The organism is Mesorhizobium erdmanii USDA 3471 (assembly GCF_000472705.1).
Classification (GTDB): Bacteria; Pseudomonadota; Alphaproteobacteria; order Rhizobiales; family Rhizobiaceae; genus Mesorhizobium; species Mesorhizobium erdmanii.
In genome coordinates, this window is sequence record NZ_AXAE01000013.1 from 175,808 (window position 1) to 193,916 (window position 18,109).

At 63.2% G+C, this 18,109-nt stretch carries 18 protein-coding genes; 11 read left to right on the forward strand and 7 right to left on the reverse strand.

What is annotated here, in order from left to right; translation table 11 throughout:
- Positions 1 to 36: 36 nt before the first annotated feature.
- Both A3AU_RS0109865 and A3AU_RS1000000139780 read left to right on the forward strand, forming a co-directional pair.
- Entirely contained in the window at positions 37 to 594 is a 558-nt protein-coding gene (locus tag A3AU_RS0109865) for a hypothetical protein (RefSeq protein WP_027052663.1), read from the forward strand.
- Positions 595 to 826: 232 nt separating this feature from the next.
- The gene (locus A3AU_RS1000000139780; protein ID WP_167335226.1) at positions 827 to 1,003 is read left to right on the forward strand and encodes a hypothetical protein; all 177 of its coding nucleotides are present in this window, start codon (positions 827 to 829) and stop codon (positions 1,001 to 1,003) included.
- Positions 1,004 to 1,061: 58 nt separating this feature from the next.
- Here A3AU_RS1000000139780 and A3AU_RS1000000138880 read toward each other — a convergent pair whose 3' ends face one another.
- Together A3AU_RS1000000138880 and A3AU_RS0109880 are read right to left on the reverse strand one after the other, a co-directional pair.
- Complete coding sequence (locus A3AU_RS1000000138880) at positions 1,062 to 1,205, reverse strand: hypothetical protein (protein ID WP_154674560.1); 144 nt, start codon at positions 1,203 to 1,205, stop codon at positions 1,062 to 1,064.
- A gap of 57 nt (positions 1,206 to 1,262) precedes the next feature.
- Positions 1,263 to 1,793 (reverse strand): hypothetical protein, encoded by a 531-nt coding sequence (locus A3AU_RS0109880; protein ID WP_027052664.1) that lies wholly within the window; start codon positions 1,791 to 1,793, stop codon positions 1,263 to 1,265.
- 489 nt (positions 1,794 to 2,282) lie between these two features.
- Here A3AU_RS0109880 and A3AU_RS0109890 point away from each other — a divergent pair, with 489 nt between their 5' ends.
- Positions 2,283 to 2,783 carry an MmcB family DNA repair protein gene (locus tag A3AU_RS0109890; RefSeq protein ID WP_161633501.1) on the forward strand — a complete coding sequence of 167 codons (501 nt, stop codon included), beginning with the start codon at positions 2,283 to 2,285 and terminating at the stop codon, positions 2,781 to 2,783.
- A gap of 13 nt (positions 2,784 to 2,796) precedes the next feature.
- Here the strand turns inward: A3AU_RS0109890 and nhaA are convergent, their stop codons facing one another.
- The 5 genes from nhaA to A3AU_RS0109915 form a co-directional block, all read right to left on the reverse strand.
- On the reverse strand, positions 2,797 to 3,990 hold the full coding sequence (gene nhaA, locus A3AU_RS0109895) for a Na+/H+ antiporter NhaA (RefSeq protein ID WP_027052666.1): 1,194 nt from the start codon (positions 3,988 to 3,990) through the stop codon (positions 2,797 to 2,799).
- A gap of 177 nt (positions 3,991 to 4,167) precedes the next feature.
- Entirely contained in the window at positions 4,168 to 4,731 is a 564-nt protein-coding gene (locus tag A3AU_RS0109900) for an ActR/PrrA/RegA family redox response regulator transcription factor (RefSeq protein WP_027052667.1), read from the reverse strand.
- A gap of 64 nt (positions 4,732 to 4,795) precedes the next feature.
- Positions 4,796 to 6,127 (reverse strand): ActS/PrrB/RegB family redox-sensitive histidine kinase, encoded by a 1,332-nt coding sequence (locus tag A3AU_RS0109905; protein WP_032917113.1) that lies wholly within the window; start codon positions 6,125 to 6,127, stop codon positions 4,796 to 4,798.
- Between the two features lie 119 nt (positions 6,128 to 6,246).
- Positions 6,247 to 8,706, reverse strand: coding sequence for an ATP-dependent helicase HrpB (gene hrpB / locus A3AU_RS0109910; RefSeq protein ID WP_027052669.1), 2,460 nt, complete (start codon positions 8,704 to 8,706; stop codon positions 6,247 to 6,249).
- Between the two features lie 47 nt (positions 8,707 to 8,753).
- Positions 8,754 to 9,644 carry a DMT family transporter gene (locus A3AU_RS0109915; protein WP_027052670.1) on the reverse strand — a complete coding sequence of 297 codons (891 nt, stop codon included), beginning with the start codon at positions 9,642 to 9,644 and terminating at the stop codon, positions 8,754 to 8,756.
- A 28-nt stretch (positions 9,645 to 9,672) separates the two neighbouring features.
- On the opposite strand from A3AU_RS0109915, the gene A3AU_RS0109920 reads away from it, so the two are divergent.
- The 8 genes from A3AU_RS0109920 to A3AU_RS0109955 all read left to right on the forward strand — a co-directional run bounded on the left by A3AU_RS0109920 (position 9,673) and on the right by A3AU_RS0109955 (position 18,071).
- Positions 9,673 to 10,371: a PIG-L deacetylase family protein gene (locus tag A3AU_RS0109920; protein ID WP_027052671.1), complete on the forward strand. Its 699-nt coding sequence runs from the start codon at positions 9,673 to 9,675 to the stop codon at positions 10,369 to 10,371.
- A gap of 233 nt (positions 10,372 to 10,604) precedes the next feature.
- Complete coding sequence (locus A3AU_RS0109925; protein WP_027052672.1) at positions 10,605 to 11,936, forward strand: ABC transporter substrate-binding protein; 1,332 nt, start codon at positions 10,605 to 10,607, stop codon at positions 11,934 to 11,936.
- 214 nt (positions 11,937 to 12,150) lie between these two features.
- Complete coding sequence (locus A3AU_RS0109930) at positions 12,151 to 13,098, forward strand: carbohydrate ABC transporter permease (RefSeq protein ID WP_027040434.1); 948 nt, start codon at positions 12,151 to 12,153, stop codon at positions 13,096 to 13,098.
- Positions 13,095 to 14,045 carry a carbohydrate ABC transporter permease gene (locus tag A3AU_RS0109935; RefSeq protein WP_027052673.1) on the forward strand — a complete coding sequence of 317 codons (951 nt, stop codon included), beginning with the start codon at positions 13,095 to 13,097 and terminating at the stop codon, positions 14,043 to 14,045. The genes A3AU_RS0109930 and A3AU_RS0109935 overlap by 4 nt, the downstream gene beginning before the upstream one ends.
- A complete protein-coding gene (locus A3AU_RS0109940) occupies positions 14,042 to 14,248 on the forward strand; it encodes a hypothetical protein (protein ID WP_027052674.1) in 207 nt (68 codons plus the stop codon). Before A3AU_RS0109935 ends, A3AU_RS0109940 begins: the two co-directional genes overlap by 4 nt.
- A 2-nt stretch (positions 14,249 to 14,250) precedes the next feature.
- Positions 14,251 to 15,363, forward strand: coding sequence for an ABC transporter ATP-binding protein (locus tag A3AU_RS0109945; protein ID WP_027052675.1), 1,113 nt, complete (start codon positions 14,251 to 14,253; stop codon positions 15,361 to 15,363).
- Complete coding sequence (locus A3AU_RS0109950) at positions 15,356 to 16,369, forward strand: ABC transporter ATP-binding protein (protein WP_027052676.1); 1,014 nt, start codon at positions 15,356 to 15,358, stop codon at positions 16,367 to 16,369. Before A3AU_RS0109945 ends, A3AU_RS0109950 begins: the two co-directional genes overlap by 8 nt.
- A gap of 58 nt (positions 16,370 to 16,427) precedes the next feature.
- Positions 16,428 to 18,071: a dihydroxyacetone kinase subunit DhaK gene (locus tag A3AU_RS0109955; RefSeq protein ID WP_027052677.1), complete on the forward strand. Its 1,644-nt coding sequence runs from the start codon at positions 16,428 to 16,430 to the stop codon at positions 18,069 to 18,071.
- Positions 18,072 to 18,109 lie beyond the last annotated feature (38 nt).

Consider the following 18,109-nt stretch of genomic DNA (forward strand, 5'->3'; position numbering starts at 1 on the left):
TGCTATACCAAGCGTCAGAATCAGAGAGCGACGGCCATGACTGACATCAAAGAACTGATGCTGCTAACCCAAACTTCGATCAATGCCGCGATAGAAGAGGCATTTAAGATCGGGTTTGAAGCTGGCAAGAAGGCGGGAGAGCGCGAAGCGGCGCAGGGCTTCAAGTCTCGGCTAGCGTCATTTTTCGATGAGGATTTGCCCGTTGCCCCATCGGCATCTACGGAAATTAATAGTTTGTTTAGCAATTCGGACGATAATGCAGAGACAAGGGACGCGGAACGCGCAACGCCCGGAACTGTTAAACCCGCCATTCTTGCCGTGGTGGCAAAGGCCAATCACGGCATATCTACCAAGGACATCGCGAGGGCCACAAAATTTAAGTACAATTCGGTGCGCGGAACTCTGTGGACGCTGCACAAAGAACACGCCATCGAAAAGAACGAGAATGGCAGGTGGGTAGCCGCTTCCGCCATTCACAAAGAGGCGAAGCAAGCCGAATTGGATGAATATGAAGCCGCGCGAAGCGCGGTGAAGGATCAGCCGCCTTCTGGCGGAAACGAAAACAGCGGCTCCAATGAGGAGACCGCTGCTTAAAGTATCGAGTGTGTCGCGGCGCGCTGGCCAGCAAAGCGCGACACAGAACCCTAACGTGAGAAAGGAGAGTGCGTCATGTGGTTCATGACCCGGAGAATACCGGTAGCCGCCTGATGGCGGTTCACCCTGCCCCCTTCCACAAGGGGTAAGAGCGAGAGCGTAGGTGCGTCCAAAGCATCTGCGCTTTCGTGCGTTTCGTTTATCATACGTCGGAATCGGAGTCTATATTCCTATGTCCAAACCAGCGGATAAGCCGCAGATCGACAAATTCCGCGAAGCGGCCCGTGAACTGAAAACCGATCAGTCCGATGCCGCCTTTGAGGCTGTCGTGCAGAAGATCGCCCATGCGCCGAAGCTGACCAATGAGCAGATAAAGGAACTGGTGCGGCGGAAGCGTCTCGACCGCTAGAAAACAAAAAGCCCCGGATTTTCCGGGGCTTGTCGTTTGGACGGTCTCTAAAGCCGAACTAGGCGGCGAGCTTGACCTCTTCCACGATGCGGGTGTTGCTCATGAAAAAGGAAGTCTTCTTGAATTGCTCCAAACCGATCTCCTTGATCGTCTGCGTTACCGCCTCGTGAAGCGCTTTCCTGATTTCCGTATTCATGGTCATCGACCTTTCCACAGACTCGTTCCTCCCCAAAATGCTCCGCAACCCGTTAGGGTTCCGTTACTTTCGCGTTATATATAACCATGCTCCACGAGTTTTAATAGACTCAAAAACGTCGCGGTCCTGAAGGCCCCTTCCGAGCATGGCGAAAAATTGCTGATCCGTTTGACTCCGGAGATGAAATTTCACGTGCATGCACGAAAGCTCGGGATCTAGATATGCCAAGCTGAGCACTTGCGCCAGTAGCGAAACCAGAACGTCTCCGTACTCGCTCATTGACTTGTCAGTTAGGTCAAAATCTGGCGAAAGGGTCATGAAGCGCACCCGCAGCACGGGGCTGTCATATTTTGGCAGGCCAGCTTTATTGACCTGGACCATAGCCACGTAGACGCCATTCATCTGAAGCGCGAATACACCAGCTTTCTTTTTTTCGGTTTCGATGAGATCCCGAATTACAGAAAAAGTCGCTTCCGCGTAGCTGTCAAAATCCTCTTCTAGTTTCTCGCATTGCGCCCGCCAGTCGGCCTCGAATGCCGACCATGTATTATCCTCCTCAAGGAGGCGCACGAATTTTTCGTTTTCTTGGTCCATCAACCCCTCCACCAGACTCTCGTCTATTAACGAGGACGGGGACCGGGTGCAATCGGGCGCCGGATTGATCTCACTGGAAAAGTGCGCGCTACAGGACTTGTAGCCATTCCCCTACGGCTGGGTAGCGCCGTCTAGACTCCGACCGGCAAAGACCGCATCCTCGGAGAACGGAAGGTAGAATGGATGAAATGGTTGATTGAGACGGCGATAGGTAGCGTAGCTGGGTTTGTCGCTATACATGCCCCCTATGCCTGGTATTGGCAGGTCGCAATTCTCTTAGCCCTCTTTTTAGCCCTAAACTTGGCAGTCGCCGCCATCCGAATCGCGCTAGCGTCTTTCAATAAAACCTAGATCCATCGCTGCTCAGTTACCCTGAGAGGTACCGGCCTGTCCTGAATATATTCCTATTTCCTTTTGGGTTTGTCAACCATAGAATCGCCCCCCGCAAAAGGGTTCAAACCGTGAACAGAATCTGGCATGGTGGCTGCCATGCCGATCATCTCCCCTATCGCGATCAATCCCCTCATTGACGGTCGCCAGTCCGAACGCGCCATGCTGGTGCGGCGCGGCGTGCAGCGGCTGCTCATGGAAATGGGCGCGCATGTGCTGCCTGAACTGTCGCTGGCCACCGGCCGCCGCGCCGACCTCGTGGCGCTGACCCGGCAAGGCGACATCTGGATCATCGAGATCAAATCCTCGATCGAGGATTTTCGCGTCGACCGCAAATGGCCCGACTATCGGCTGCATTGCGACCGCTTCTTCTTCGCCACCCATCCCGGCGTGCCGGCGGAAATCTTCCCGGAAGAGTGCGGCTTCATCCTCTCGGACGGCTACGGCGCCGAGATCCTGCGCGAGGCGCCGGAACACCGCATGGCGGCGGCAACGCGCAAGGCGCTAATGCTGCGGATCGCACGCGCCGGTGCTTCGCGGCTGCTGGCGGCGGAACTCGCCGGCGTCTCGGTGCCGGCGCTGGAGGGGGAGAGCGAGTAGCGCGCTCCGCGCCCTACTCCGTCTCCTCCGCTCCACCCGCGGCCGGTGCCATCAACAGCACCGCGGCGCCAAGGATGGCGGCGATGAAGGAGCCGGCGAGGATGCCGACCTTGACCGCGTCCTGCAGGGCGACATCGCCGGCAAAGGCGAGCAGGCCGATGAACAGGCTCATGGTGAAGCCGATGCCGCAAAGCAGCGAGATGCCGACCATGTGCGACCAGCCGGCATGGGCGGGCAGGTCGGCCAGGCCAAGCCTGATGGCAAGTGCCGAGGAGCCAAGCACGCCGACCAGCTTGCCGACGACGAGGCCGGCGGCGACGCCCAGTGTCAGCGGCTCGATCAGCGCGCCAAAACTGAGGCCTGCGAGCGAAACGCCGGCATTGGCAAAGCCGAAGATCGGAATGACGAAAAACGGCACGATCCTCTGCAGGCCGTGCTCGAGCCGGTGCAGCGGCGAATGGTCGAGATCATGGCCGATCCCGGCGGCGCGCTCGAGCGGAATGGTCAGCGCCAGGGCGACGCCGGCAAGTGTCGCATGGACGCCCGACTTGAGAACCAGCACCCACAGGATGGCGCCAAGCACGAGATAGGGTACCAGCGTCATCACCCGCATGCGGTTGAGTACGACAAGCACGGCAATGACGGCGAAAGCGGCGCCGAGATAGGCCAGCGACAGGCCGCTCGTATAGAAGATGGCGATGATGATGACGGCGCCGAGGTCATCGATGATGGCAAGCGCGGTCAGGAAGACCTTCAACGACGCCGGCACGCGGCTACCGAGCAGCGACAGCACGCCGAGCGCGAAGGCGATGTCGGTGGCGGTCGGGATCGCCCAACCGGACAGCGCCGGTCCATTGTTGCGGTTAATCAAGACATAGACCAGCGCCGGAACCAGCATGCCGCCGGCCGCCGCGATGCCTGGCAGGACCCGGCGCGGCCAGGTCGAAAGCTGGCCGTCCAGCATCTCGCGCTTGATCTCCAGCCCGACGAGCAGGAAGAACACCGCCATCAGCCCGTCATTGACCCAATGCGAGACGCTGAGCGGGCCGAGATAGGCGTGGAGAACGGAAAAATAGGTCTCAGCCAGGGGAGAGTTGGCGACGATCAGCGCAAGGGCTGCCGCGACCATCAGGATGATGCCGCCGGCCGCCTCGCCATCGAGAAATTCGCGGAAGACGGAAACCGGCCGCTGTTTGCTCTCCTGCATGTAGCCTCCTTAAGCAGCTCGTTTCGACTTTGCCGCATTGCCCTTTTACAGGCGTTTGCGCTGCCCCTCACCTGCCTGCCGGCAGGGCAATGAGGGGCGGCGCTGACTTCGGCGATCGATGGCCTCCACCGCGAATTCGAAATCGGCGAGCTACCCTTGCTCTGCCTGCCCAGCGATCTAACGCGGCGCGCGCTTGGCCAGTATGCGCTGCAGCGTGCGGCGGTGCATGTTGAGCCGGCGCGCGGTCTCGGAGACGTTGCGCTCGCACATTTCGTAGACGCGCTGAATATGCTCCCAGCGCACACGGTCGGCCGACATCGGGTTTTCCGGGGGCGCGGCGCGCTCGCCCGAGGTACGGGTAAGCGCGGCGAAGATATCGTCGGCGTCGGCGGGCTTCGACAGGTAATCGACGGCGCCGAGCTTCACGGCCGTCACCGCAGTGGCGATGTTGCCGTAGCCGGTCAGGATGATGGTGCGGGAATCCTCGCGCTTCTCGCGGATGGCGGCGACGACGTCGAGGCCGTTGCCATCGCCGAGCCGCATGTCGACCACGGCATAGGCCGGCGGCTTGGCGCGCGCCTTGCCCACAGCCTCCTCGACGCTCTCGGCGGTTTCGACCACGAAACCCCTGGTTTCCATGGCGCGGGCCAGACGGGTGAGGAACGGCTTGTCGTCATCGACGATCAGAAGCGAGGTATCCTCGCCTTCAACCATTGCGCCAATATTGTCGTCGCCTGTCATCGTCTTGAAAATTCCTGCTGCCTTAATTTTACGCAGATATAGTTTTGCGCCGCTATTGTCCAATTTACGCAGTGTCAAACATGGTGGCCGGGGCCGTTTCGGGGTTCAGGAAGACCGTTCTCGGCCACGAAATCTGCACCACGGCCCCCTCGCCCAGGCCGCTCGAATTGCGGAAATCGAGCGTGGCGCCGGAGCGTTCGAGCAGCGTCTTGGCAATGAACAGGCCGAGCCCCAGGCCACCGCCTGCCTCGGTCCCCTGGCGCGTCGACATATAGGGCTCGCCGATGCGGTCGATGATCTCGGGCGGGAAGCCGGGGCCGTCGTCAATGATCGAGAAGGTCACGGCGTCCTCGTCCCAGCTCCAGCGCACGGTGACGCTCTTGCGGGCGAAATCGACGGCGTTCTCGACCAGATTGCCAAGGCCGTAGATGACGCCCGGATTGCGGCGCCCGACTGGCTCGGGGCCGCTGCGCTCGCCCGGACGCAGCTTGATCGAGATACCGAAGTCGCGATGGGGCGCGGTGACTTCCTCGACCAGCGAGGTCAGCGGCAGGCGGGAAAGATGCGCCTCGCCCTCGGACGACAGGCTCGTAAGGCGTTTTAGAATTTCGCGGCAGCGTTCGCTTTGCGACCGCAGCAGCTTCACGTCATCGCCGTATTTCGGGTCGCTGCCGAGCGCCTTCTCCATCTCCTTGGCGACGAGCGTGATGGTGGCGAGCGGCGTGCCGAGCTCATGCGCCGCCGCAGCCGCTAGGCCGTCGAGCGCCGAAAGATGCTGTTCGCGCTGCAGCACCAGTTCGGTGGCGGCAAGCGCATTGGCCAGAAGCCGCGCTTCGGCGGCCACCCGGAAGGCGTACATGGCGGTGAAGGCGATCGATGACAGCACCGCCATCCACATGCCGGCGACATAGATGAACGGCATGGCGAGCGGCGCGCCTTCATACCAGGGCAACGGCAGATGGACGAATACCAGCAAGGTCGCGGCAATCATCACCAGCCCGCCGAGAACGGCGGTAAGGCGCAGGGGCAGCGATGTCGCCGAGATGACGACGGGCACGGTCATCAGCAGCGAGAACGGATTGGTCAAGCCGCCGGTCATGTAGAGCAGACCGGCGAGCTGCAGGCTGTCGAAGATCAGTATGCCGAAGGCGGCGAACGGGGTGAGCCGGTGCGCGGCCGGAAAACGGAAGGCCAGGAACAGGTTCATCCAGGCCGAACAGGCGATCAGCGCGAAGCACAGGCTGACCGGCAGCGGGAATTTGAGCCCATAGGCGACGACAAGCACCGTCACGCTTTGGCCGACGATGGCCAGCCAGCGCAGCCGGATCAGCGTGTTGAGGCGCAGCCGCTGGCTCTGCTGAAAATCGGGCGAACGCAAAACATTGATCATCGCCATGGATTACAGCCGCAAAGCGCCCAAGGCTAGGTCCGCTCCAATTCGATGGAGCCGGATTGGAGCTCTACTTCTTGTTCGAGCATGATCTTTTTGCAAAAACGGGTTCCCACTTTCTGGGATCATGCTCGCGGCTTCGCGCGGGCGGTAGCCGTGGCAAGCAGCGGGTTTTCCGGCCAGACATGCTTGGGGTAGCGGCCGCGCATGTCGGCCCGCACATCGGCCCAGGAGCCGCGCCAGAAGCCGGGCAGGTTGCGCGTGGTCTGGATCGGCCGGTGCGCAGGCGACAACAGTTCGAGCGTCAGCGGCACGGTGCCATTGGCAATCGAGGGGTGGCGGTCGAGGCCGAACAGCTCCTGCACGCGAACCGCAAGCACGGGCCATTCGCCGTCATAGCGGATCGGCACGTGGCTGCCGGACGGCGCGTCGAAATGGGTCGGCGCCAACGTCTCGATCCGGCGCTGCTGGTCATGCGGCACGAGCGAGGCCAGGCCAGCCGAAATGATACCCGGACCGATTGCGGCGAAGGATGCGGCCCCCGACAGGAAGGGCAGCAGCCAGTCGTCAAGGTGCTCAACCAGCGCTTCATCCGACATGTCGGGCCATGGCGACCCGAGGCCGCGATGCAGCCAGGACAGCCGCTGGCGCAGCGCCTCGGCCTCCTTGCTCCAGCTCAACAGCGACAGGCCGTGCTCGCGCAAGGCGTCCAGGATCGCCCGATCGGCATCGGCGCCTGACGGCGCCGGCAGCATGCGCTCGGCGAGCGTGATGACGCCGAGACGCACGGTTTCGCGCACGCGCACGGCGCGCCGCTCGCGGTCGAAACTTACTTGCCGGCGCGTTTCGATCCGGTCGGCCAGCGTGGCGCGGATGTCGTCCTCGCCGATTGCCGCCGCCGCCGCGATGCGGGCATTCTGGGCCTTGCCCTGCAGGTCGGCGACGACCAGAAACGGTTCGCCCGCCAGCGGGTCGGCGGCATCAAGCATGGCGCCGGAGCCATTGGCCAGCACGAAGCGGCCACGCTCGCCACGCGCCTTGGCGACGCGATCCGGCCAGGCGTGGATCAGCAAGGAACCCACGGAAGCTGTTTCGCTGTTCTTCGCCCCGCCCACCTGCCGCGCCAGCCGTTCAGCCAGTTGCCGCGCGGCGGCGGCGCGAGGTGATTTTTCGCCGCGAAAGCGCATCAGCCGCCGTTCGAGATCGGCGCCACCGCCGCCAAGACCGCGTTCGGTGAGCAGCACGGCGAGCATGGCCGCGTCGAAGGCATGGCCGCTCTTCGCTGCCTCGGCGACCATGTGCGCCAACCGCACGGGCAGAGCGAGCTTGCGCATCGAAGCACCCGCTTCCGTCAAACGCCCGGTCTCGTCGATGGCATGGAGCGCGCGCAGCAGCACCCTTGCCTCGTTTAGCGCCGGGGCCGGCGGCGGGTCGAGGAAGGCGAGACCCGCCGGGTCGGCGACACCGAAGGCGGCGCAGTCGAGCAGCAGGCCGGAAAGGTCCGCTTCCAGGATTTCCGGCGGCGTGAAGGCGGGAAGTGCCGATGTCTGCTCGGCGCGCCACAGCCGGATGGCGACGCCGGCTTGCGTGCGCCCGGCACGGCCGGCGCGCTGGTCTGCCGAAGCCTTGCTGACGCGCACGGTTTCCAACCGGGTGAGGCCGCTGGCCGGCTCATAGCGCGGCAGGCGCGAAAGGCCGGAATCGATGACGACGCGGACGCCGTCGATGGTGATGGAGGTCTCGGCGATCGAGGTCGCCAGCACCACCTTGCGGCGGCCCGGCGGCGGCGGCTTGATCGCGGCGTCCTGCGCCTTGCCGTCGAGCTGGCCATAGAGCGGGACGATGTCGGTATCCGTGCCGACCTTGCCGGCCAGCCGTTCGGCGGTGCGCTCGATCTCGCGCTGGCCGGGCAGGAAGGCAAGCACGCTGCCGCTCTCGTCGGCAAGGGCACCGCGGATCGCCTTGGCCATGGCATCCTCGATCGGGATACCAGCCGGCCGCTCGTCGTAGCTTATGTCGACGGGAAAGGCGCGGCCTTCGCTTTCGATTACCGGCGCGCCGGACAGGAGCTTCGCGACGCGCGCGCCATCGAGTGTCGCCGACATCACCAGCAGTCGCAGGTCCGGACTCAGCGCGCCTTGCACGTCGAGCGCCAAAGCGAGACCGAAATCGCCATCGAGCGAACGCTCGTGGAATTCATCGAAGATCACTGCCGAGACGCCGGGCAATTCGGGGTCGTCGAGGATCATGCGGGCCAACACGCCCTCGGTGACGACCAATATCCGGGTCTTTGCCGAAGTGCGGTTTTCCATGCGCATGGCGTAGCCGACAGTGGCGCCCGGCTCCTCATCCAGCAATTGCGCCATGCGGCGCGCGGCGGCGCGGGCGGCGAGCCGGCGCGGCTCGAGCAGGACGATCTTTCCGGCCCCCAGCCAGGGCGCTTCGAGCAATGCCAGCGGCACCAGCGTGGTCTTGCCGGCGCCGGGAGGTGCCACCAGCACCGCGCTGTTGCCGGAGCCAAGCGCTTGGCTTAGCGCCGGCAGCACGGCGGATACCGGAAGCTCCGGCAAGGGTTTTGTCGTCATCGCGCCCGCATATCAGCGCTCACGGCCACCGTGCAACCGGCACGGGTTCAAAGCCTTGTGCGAGCAAACGGGTTCCAGCGCACCGTGCCGAGCCGCACCTCCTCGCGCACCATGGTCAGCAGACCTGCCGCGCCGACGATCGCGAGGCCGACCAGCGACAGCCAGTCGGGGTACTCCTGGAAGAACAGCGCGCCGAGGATCACCGCCCAGACGATCTGCGAATAATGCGTCGGCGCGATGCGGTTGGCGGGAGCGTATTTGGCTGCGAGCAGTTGCATGAATTGTCCGCCGGCGGTGAAGGCGCCGGCCAGCGCCAGCCAGACAAGCTGCATGGCATTCGGCAAGGTGAACGCGGTAGCGGCAACGCCGGCCCCGTTGAACAGCAGGCCATAACCGACCAGCACGCCGAGCATCGATGTGCGCTTCTCCTGTTGCGCTAGCGATCGCAGCAGGATGACGCTGGCCGCGGCGAGGAAAGCATTCACGAAGGCAGCCAGATGGCCGAGGTTCAATTCGCGAAAACCCGGCCGCACCACCAGCATCACCCCGGCAAAGCCCGCAAACACGGCCAACCACCGCCAGGGGCCGACCTTTTCCTTCAGGATCACGGTGGACAGGATGGTGACCAGCAAAGGCGCCAGGAAGATCAAGGCGTAGACTTCGGCCAGTGGAATGTGGGTGAAGGCATAGACGCTGAGCACGCCGGACGCGATGCCGGCCCAGGCGCGGGCCTGCACGGCCCATGGCCGCTTCATGCGCCAGAAATCGCGCCAGCGCTCGCCCGACGGACGCGTGAAGAACAGGAAAATGCCGGCAAACAAGGTGCCGAAGAAACCGATCTCGAAGACGGTGAACTGTCCGCCCAGGCTCTTGATAACGGCATCACTGCCCGAATAGCTTGCATAGGCGATCAGGGCGAGCAGGATTCCGTTCGGCACGTTTTTCCATTTCCGGGGAGAGAGTAGCTTGAAGATATTGGCGCTCGGTGCGCATCCGGACGACATCGAGATCTTCATGTTCGGTACGCTGGCCGCCTATGCGGCGCAAGGCGCAGACCTCACTTTTGCCGTGGCCACGGATGGTGCCAGGGGCGGCAAGAGCGATGCCAAGGTTCTCGCCAGTGTCCGTCGCGAGGAAGCCACGGCCGCGGCAGCACTGCTTGGCGCGGCGCCGCGCTTTCTCGACTTTCCCGACGGCGAACTGGTGGCCGATGCCGCGCTGATCGGCACGCTGAAGGCGCTTATACGCGAAACCGGGCCGGACCTTTTCATCACGCACGCGCCCAACGACTATCACGCCGACCATCGCGCCCTGTCGGACGGCGTGCGCATCGCGGCCTCGTTCGCGGTTCCGGTGCTGCATGCCGACACGATGGGAGGCACCGGTTTCTCGCCGACGCACTATGTCGACATATCAGCCTACCGGGATATCAAGACGCAGGCGATCCGCGCGCACCGCTCGCAGCGGCCGGAGCAATATGTCGACAGGGCGCGCACCCAGAATGAATTTCGCGCCGGTCAATGCAACGCCGTCCCCGGTTCTCTGGCCGAGGCTTTTCGCTTCGAGCCGACATTTCCCTTTGCCGACATACGCGGCTTGCTGCCGCCCGCGCCGCCCGTCCGGCCGGTGACGCCACCGACGAACATCGTCGGAGAAGCCGGCTGAAGGGTTGACGGAAGAACCATCCGGCGATGATTTCCTAACGATTTCAAGCCTGCGTTTCGACATGTTGCGGCGCAGCAACGAATTCGCTTGCCTTGTTTAGTAAAAATTGCATCACTAAACAAATTACTAAACATCTGCCGCGCTTCGGCGCCGCCATGTTTGGGCCTCTGAGGAGAGAGGTTGAGGGCTCTTGAAACCGTCATCCGGGCGCGTTTCGCAAATGGGAGGAAGGCATGAAATCGAGCTTGAAAATGGCTTTGGGAATGGCCTCGGCGATGGTTGCGTCGACAGCCGTCTCGAACGCCGCGCACGCTGAAGACCTGACGCTTTGCTGGGCCGCCTGGGACCCGGCCAACGCGCTGGTCGAACTGTCCAAGGATTTTACCAAGGAAACCGGCATCGGCATGAAATTCGAATTCGTGCCATGGACCAACTATGCCGACCGTTTCCTCAACGAGCTGAACTCGCACGGCAAATTGTGCGACCTGATCATCGGCGACAGCCAGTGGATCGGCGGCGCGGCCGAGAACGGCCACTACGTCAAGCTGAACGACTTCTTCGACAAGGAGAAGATCAGCATGGACGACTTCGTGCCGGCAACCGTCGTCGGCTATTCGGAATGGCCGAAGAACACGCCGAACTACTGGGCGCTGCCGGCCATGGGCGACGTCGTCGGCTGGACCTATCGCAAGGACTGGTTCTCCAAGCCGGAACTGCAGAAGGAATTCAAGGAGAAGTATGGCTGGGATCTCGGCCCGCCGAAGACCTTCGACCAGTTGAAGCAGATCGCCGAATTCTTCCAGAAGCGGCAGATCGACGGCAAGACCGTCTATGGCGCCTCGATCTACACCGAGCGTGGCTCGGAAGGCATCACCATGGGCGCCATGGACGTGCTCTACAGCTACGGCTTCCAGTACGAGAACCCGAAGAAGCCCTACGAGATGCAGGGCTTCGTCAATTCCGACAAGTCGGTGAAGGGACTGGAATTCTACAAGGCGCTCTATGATTGCTGCACGCCGCCCGGCGCCTCCAACAGCTACATGGGCGAAGGCGTCGATGCCTTCAAATCCGGTCAGGTGGCGATGCACATGAACTTCGCCTTCACCTGGCCCGGCCTGCAGAAGGACGAAAATGTCGGCGGCGACAAGATCGGCTACTTCGTCAATCCCAAGGGGCCCGACGGCGACCAGTTCGCCCAGCTCGGCGGCCAGGGCATCTCGGTGGTTTCCTACTCCGACAAGCAGGAATCGGCGCTGAAATACATCAAGTGGTTCGCCAACAAGGACGTGCAGGCCAAGTGGTGGGCGCTCGGCGGCTATTCCTGCCTGAACGCCGTGGTCAACGATCCGAAGTTCCCGTCCAGCCAGCCCTACGCGCAGGCCTTCCTCGACTCGATGGCCATCGTCAAGGACTTCTGGGCCGAACCGAGCTACGCCCCGCTGCTGCAGGCCTCGCAGAAGCGCTTCCACGACTATGTCGTCGCCGGCCAGGGCTCCGCCAAGGATGCGCTTGACGGCCTGGTCAAGGACTGGACGCAGGTCTTCCAGGACGACGGCAAGATGTAAGGCTCCTCCCGAGCCCGACCCCGAGCCGGAGATTTCAGGTCGAGCCGACCTGAAATCTCCGCCTCTAAAATCCGAGATAGAGCATGATGTCGTCCGAAAACCGCTTGACACTTCTCGGCATCATGCTCTGGGTCCCGTGCCACCCTTGGCACGGGACGCAGTTCAGATAAATTCCATCACAGAGACGAGCCAAGTGACCGAAGCAGGACTGACCATGCTCAATCGGACCGCGGAGAACGTTGCCCGGGCGACCCCGGAACCGTTGGCCCGCAAGGTCCGGGGCATCAGCGACAAAGGCCTCGCCTGGCTGTTCATCTCGCCGACGATCCTGTTGCTGCTGGCCATCAACATCTTCCCGCTGTTCTGGGCGATCTACCTCTCTTTCACCAATTACCGGGCCAACCGGCCGAACGAGGTGGTGAAGAACCTCGGTTTTGCCAACTACCAGCGCATCCTCGGCGACCAGGACATTTGGATCGCCATGCAGACGACGGCGCATTTCGTGTTCTGGACCATCCTTCTGCAGACGCTGATCGGCTTCACGCTGGCCTGGCTGATCGACCGGAAGTTCCGCGGCCACGCCTTCTGGACGACGCTGATCCTGGTGCCGATGATGCTGTCGCCGGCGGTGGTCGGCAATTTCTGGCGCTTCCTCTACGAGCCGCAAATCGGTCTGTTCTCCTATGTCATCTCGTTCGTGTCAGGCATTCCGCCGACAAGCATCCAGATGCTCTCCAACGTCTCGCTGGCGCCGTGGTCGATCATCATCGTCGATACCTGGATGTGGACGCCCTACGTGATGCTGATCTGCCTCGCCGGCCTGCGCTCGATCCCCGAATACATCTATGAGGCGGCCGAGGTCGACCGCGCCTCCAACTGGCGGCAGTTCTGGTCGATCACGCTGCCGATGGCGCTGCCCTTCATCATGCTGGCGGTGCTGTTTCGCGGCATCGAGAACTTCAAGATGTTCGACATGGTCAACCTGCTCACCGGCGGCGGGCCAGGCTCGACCACCGAGGTCGCCTCGATCACGCTGAAGCGGCAGGCCTTCGAGAGCTGGCGCACCGGCTATTCCTCGGCCTTCGCCATCATCCTGTTCGTGGCGGTGTTCGGTCTCGCCAACATCTACGTCAAGGCGCTCAACAAGGTGAAGCAGAGATGAGCCTGACCACAGCCCATTCGGTCGTCGCCCCCTCGGCAGGTTCGAAGCGCATCGCCGGAGCGATCATCATCGCCTATGCGCTGATCTCGATCGTGCCGCTGCTATGGATCTTCGCCACAAGCTTCAAGACGCCGCCGGATTCGATCGCCTATCCGCCAAAAATCGTCTTCCAGCCGAGTATCGAAGGCTATTGCAACCTGTTCACGACGCGCACGCGACAGACGCCGGAATACATCAACTCGCTCGGACCGGCGACCGGCTTCTGCGACGAGACGGTACGCAAGCGCAACATGGTGATCGCCGGCCCGTCCAACTTCCTGCCGCGCTTCGTCAACTCGCTGATCATCGCCTTCGGCTCGACCTTCTGCGCCGTCTTTCTCGGCACGCTGTCGGCCTATGGCTTCTCGCGCTTCAAGGTGCCGCTGGCCGACGACCTGCTGTTCTTCATCCTGTCGACGCGCTTCATGCCGCCGATCGCGGTCGCGATCCCCATCTACCTGATGTACCGCGAGCTTGGCCTGTCGGACACGGCACTCGGCATGATCCTGCTCTACACGGCGGTCAACGTGTCGCTGGCGGTGTGGCTCTTGAAAGGCTTCATCGACGAGATCCCGCGCGAGTATGAGGAAGCGGCCATGATCGACGGCTATACGCGGCTGCAGGCCTTCTGGCGTACGGTGCTGCCGCAGGCGACCACCGGCATCGCGGCGACCGCCATCTTCTGCCTGATCTTCGCCTGGAACGAATATGCCTTCGCCGCGCTGCTGACATCGGGCACCGCGCAGACCGCGCCGCCCTTCATTCCGACCATCATCGGCGAAGGCGGCCAGGACTGGCCGGCGGTGGCGGCCGGCACGACGATCTTCCTGGTGCCGATCCTGGTTTTCACCATCCTGCTTCGCAAGCAATTGCTGCGCGGCATCACCTTCGGCGCGGTGCGCAAATGAGCATGACCAAATCAGTCAAACGCAGATCGCGCTGGCCCCGTTGGGCAAGGCGCGGGCTAATGGAAAACATCGCGACGGCGCTGATCGCCATCGGCTTCCTGATGCTGTTCCAGCCCTTCGCGCTGTCGCTCTACACCTATTCCTTCATCACCATGCTTGCCGGCACCGTGATGTTCATCATCGTCTCGAAATTCCCGGAATAACCATGGCCGAAATCCGCGTCCAACACTTGAGAAAGGCCTTCGGCGATTTCGTCGCCGTGCAGGATTCCAACTTCGTCGTCGAGGATGGCGAATTCTTCGTCATGCTCGGGCCTTCGGGCTGCGGCAAGACGACGACGCTGCGCATGATCGCCGGGCTCGAACTGCCGACCGGCGGCGAGATCCTGCTCGGCGGCGAGGACGTCACCATGCTGCGGGCACGCGAGCGCGACATCGCTTTCGTGTTCCAGCTGTTCGCGCTCTATCCGCACATGAACGTGCGCAAGAACATCGGCTTTCCGCTCCTGGCGCAAGGCATGCCGTCGGCCGAAATCCGCAGCCGGGTCGAAGAGACGGCGAAGCTTTTGCGCATCGACCACCTGCTCAACAAATCCGTCTCGGGCCTTGCCGGCGGCGACCGCCAGCGGGTGGCGCTCGGGCGCGCCATCGTGCGACGGCCGAAGTGCTTCCTGATGGACGAGCCGCTCGGCACGCTCGATACCGAATTCCGCGATCTGATGGTCCATGAATTGCGCGAACTGCACAACCGTATTCATGCGACCACTGTCTATGTCACGCATGACCAGATGGAAGCGATGTCGATGGCCGACAAGATCGCTGTCATGAACCATGGCGTCATCGAACAGTTCGGCACGCCCCGCGAGATCTACGACCGCCCGGCGACCATGTTCGTCGCCGACTTCATCGGCTCGCCGCCGATGAATTTCCTCCGCTTCGGCGGCGGGCTCGCCAAGGGCGCCAAGGAGATCGTCGTCCAGGGCGCGAAGGTCGCGGTGCCGGAGGTGCGCGAGGACATCGCACCAGCCGACATGGCGCTCGGCATCCGGCCTGAACACATCCGTTTCGACGACGCCTCGAAACTGCGCGGCGCCATCTATGGAACGGAATATCTCGGCACCACGCAGATCGTCGCGGTGGAAACGGCGGACGGCATCATCAAGGCGCGTGTGCCGGCCGAAATCCGGCTCAATGCCGGCGACCATGTCGGCCTGGCGCTGAACAGCGCCCGGCTGTCGCTGTTCGACAAGGGATCGGGCCGCGCGGTGAGAACCGCGGTTCACGATACCGCCTCTCAGGGGAGAGCGCAGCATGGCTGAAGTGCACATCAAGAACGTGACCAAGAGTTTTGGCGAGCATGTCGCCGTCAACGGTCTCGACCTGCATATAGAAGACGGCGAGTTCGTCGTGCTGCTCGGGCCAACGGGAGCCGGGAAGACGACGACGCTGCGGCTGATCGCCGGTCTGGAACGGCCAGATACCGGCACGATCGAAATCGGCGGCCACAATGCGACGACACTGTCGCCGGCCGAGCGCGACACGGCTTTCGTGTTCCAGCAGTACTCGCTCTATCCGCATCTGTCGGTCTTCGACAATCTCGCTTTCCCGTTGCGCTCACCGGCACGCAAGATCCCGGAAGACCAGATCCGCCGGCGGGTCGAGGAGGTGGCGAAGATGGTGCGCATCCATCACAAGCTTGCCAACCGCTCGACCAAATTGTCGGGCGGCGAAATGCAGCGCGTCGCCATCGGCCGGGCGCTGGTGCGCAAGCCGGCGATCTATCTGATGGACGAGCCGCTGTCGTCGCTCGACGCCAAGCTGCGGGCGGATCTGCGGCTCGAACTGAAGCGCATCCAGTCCGAGGTCGGCGCCACCATGCTTTATGTCACCCACGACCAGATCGAGGCGATGACCATGGCCGACCGCATCGGCATCCTCGCCGATGGCGTGCTGGTGCAGATCGGCTCGCCGCGAACCATCTATTCCGAGCCGGCGAACCTGCATGTCGCGGCGAGGCTCGGCCAGCCGGCGATCAACCTTCTGCCGACCGGCCTGCTGCCCGATGCCGGCGCGCCGGCCGGCACCAGGACGATCGGCGCGCGCACCGAACACCTGGCGATCGAAAAGGCCATGAATGGCCAGGCCGACGGCGTCGTCGATTGGGTCGAGCATCTCGGCGACCAGAACCATCTGCACGTGACGGTGGGGCCGAAGAAGCTGGTGACGCTGACCGACCCGGACACCGATCTGTCGCAAGGCGACAGAGTGATGATCCGCTACCGCTCGCCGCTGTATTTTGGCGCCGACGGGCAAAGACTGATGTGAACCATTCCGGCGCATCGCGCCGCTTCTGATTGACGATCGCGAATACGGGACGAATTCGATGAAGCACTTTTTCAACCGCAGGGAAACGATCGTCACCGAGGCATTGGACGGCCTGTTGCGGACCATCGGCTCGGGCGAGCTTGCGCGCCTCGACGGCTATCCCGAGATCAAGGTCGTGCTGCGCGCCGATTGGGACAAGACGAAGGTCAGCGTCGTCTCCGGCGGTGGCGCCGGACACGAGCCTTCGCATGCCGGCTTTGTCGGCAAGGGCATGCTGACGGCGGCTGTCTCCGGCGAAATCTTCGCCTCGCCGAGCGTCGAAGCGGTGCTGGCGGCCATCCGCGCGGTCACCGGGCCGGCCGGCTGCCTGCTGATCGTCAAGAACTACACCGGCGACCGCCTGAATTTCGGTCTGGCGGCCGAGAAGGCGCGCGCCGAGGGCTTTCGTGTCGAGATGGTGATCGTCGCCGACGACATCGCGCTGCCCGATATTGCCCAGCCGCGCGGCGTTGCCGGCACTTTGTTGGTGCACAAGATTTCAGGCCATCTGTCGGAAGCCGGCTATGATCTGACCGATATTGCGGCAGCCGCGCGCGCGGCGGCGAAGGACATCGTCTCGCTCGGCATGTCGCTGTCGTCCTGCTCCATCCCCGGCCAGCCGCACGAGGACAGGTTCGGCGAAGATGACGGCGAGCTTGGCCTCGGCATCCATGGCGAGCCCGGGGTCGAACGCATCGCTGTGCAGAGCGCCGAGAAGCTTGTGGCGATCATGGCGGAGCGCCTGGCAGTGCGGCACGATCCGAAGGCAAGCCATGCCTTGCTGATCAACAATCTGGGCTCCGTCACGCCGCTCGAGATGTCGCTGATTGCCAATGCGGTGCTGGCCTCGCCTCTGGCCAAAACCATCAAATTGGTGATCGGCCCGGGACCGCTGATGACGGCGCTCAACATGAACGGCTTCTCGCTGTCGCTGATCCGGCTCGATGCAGCGCGCGAGGCCGCCTTGCTGGCGCCGGTCGGCCCGCATGCCTGGATGCCGGCCAAACCGGTCGCGGCGCCAGCCATCGTGCCGATGGCGAAAGCGGCCGGACAAACCGCAGCACGCAAGGCCAGCCCGGATGCCGCTACAAGGCGCCTGATCGTGACGGTCTGCGGAAGACTGATCTCGCTCGAAGCGATCTTGAACGGGCTCGACGCCAAGGCAGGCGACGGCGATACCGGTTCGACGGTGGCGACCGGCGCGCGCAGCATCGTCGAACAGCTCGACACGTTGCCGCTGGCGAGCCCGGCGGCTACCCTTGGCGCGATCGGCGACATATTGAGCGCGTCGATGGGCGGATCCAGCGGCGTGCTGCTGTCGATCTTCTTCACTGCGGCCGCGCAGGCCGTTGACAGCGGCGCTGACGTGGCCAAGGCGCTGTTTGCTGGGCTCGAACGGATGACTTTTTATGGCGGTGCAAAGCTTGGCGACCGCACGATGGTCGATGCGCTGGAGCCAGCCCTGAAAGCGCTCGACGCCAACGGGCTGGAGGCGGCAGCGGCGGCCGCCCGGCATGGCGCCGAGGCGACGGCCGCCATGGAGAAGGCAAAGGCCGGACGGTCCGCCTATGTCGGCACCAAATTGCAAGGCGTGATCGACCCCGGCGCCCACGCGGTGGCCGAGGTGTTCGCGACCGCCGCGACACTTCTCGTCACGGCCTGACGCATGCACCAGTTGTCGAACGACCGTTCTTTCGCTAC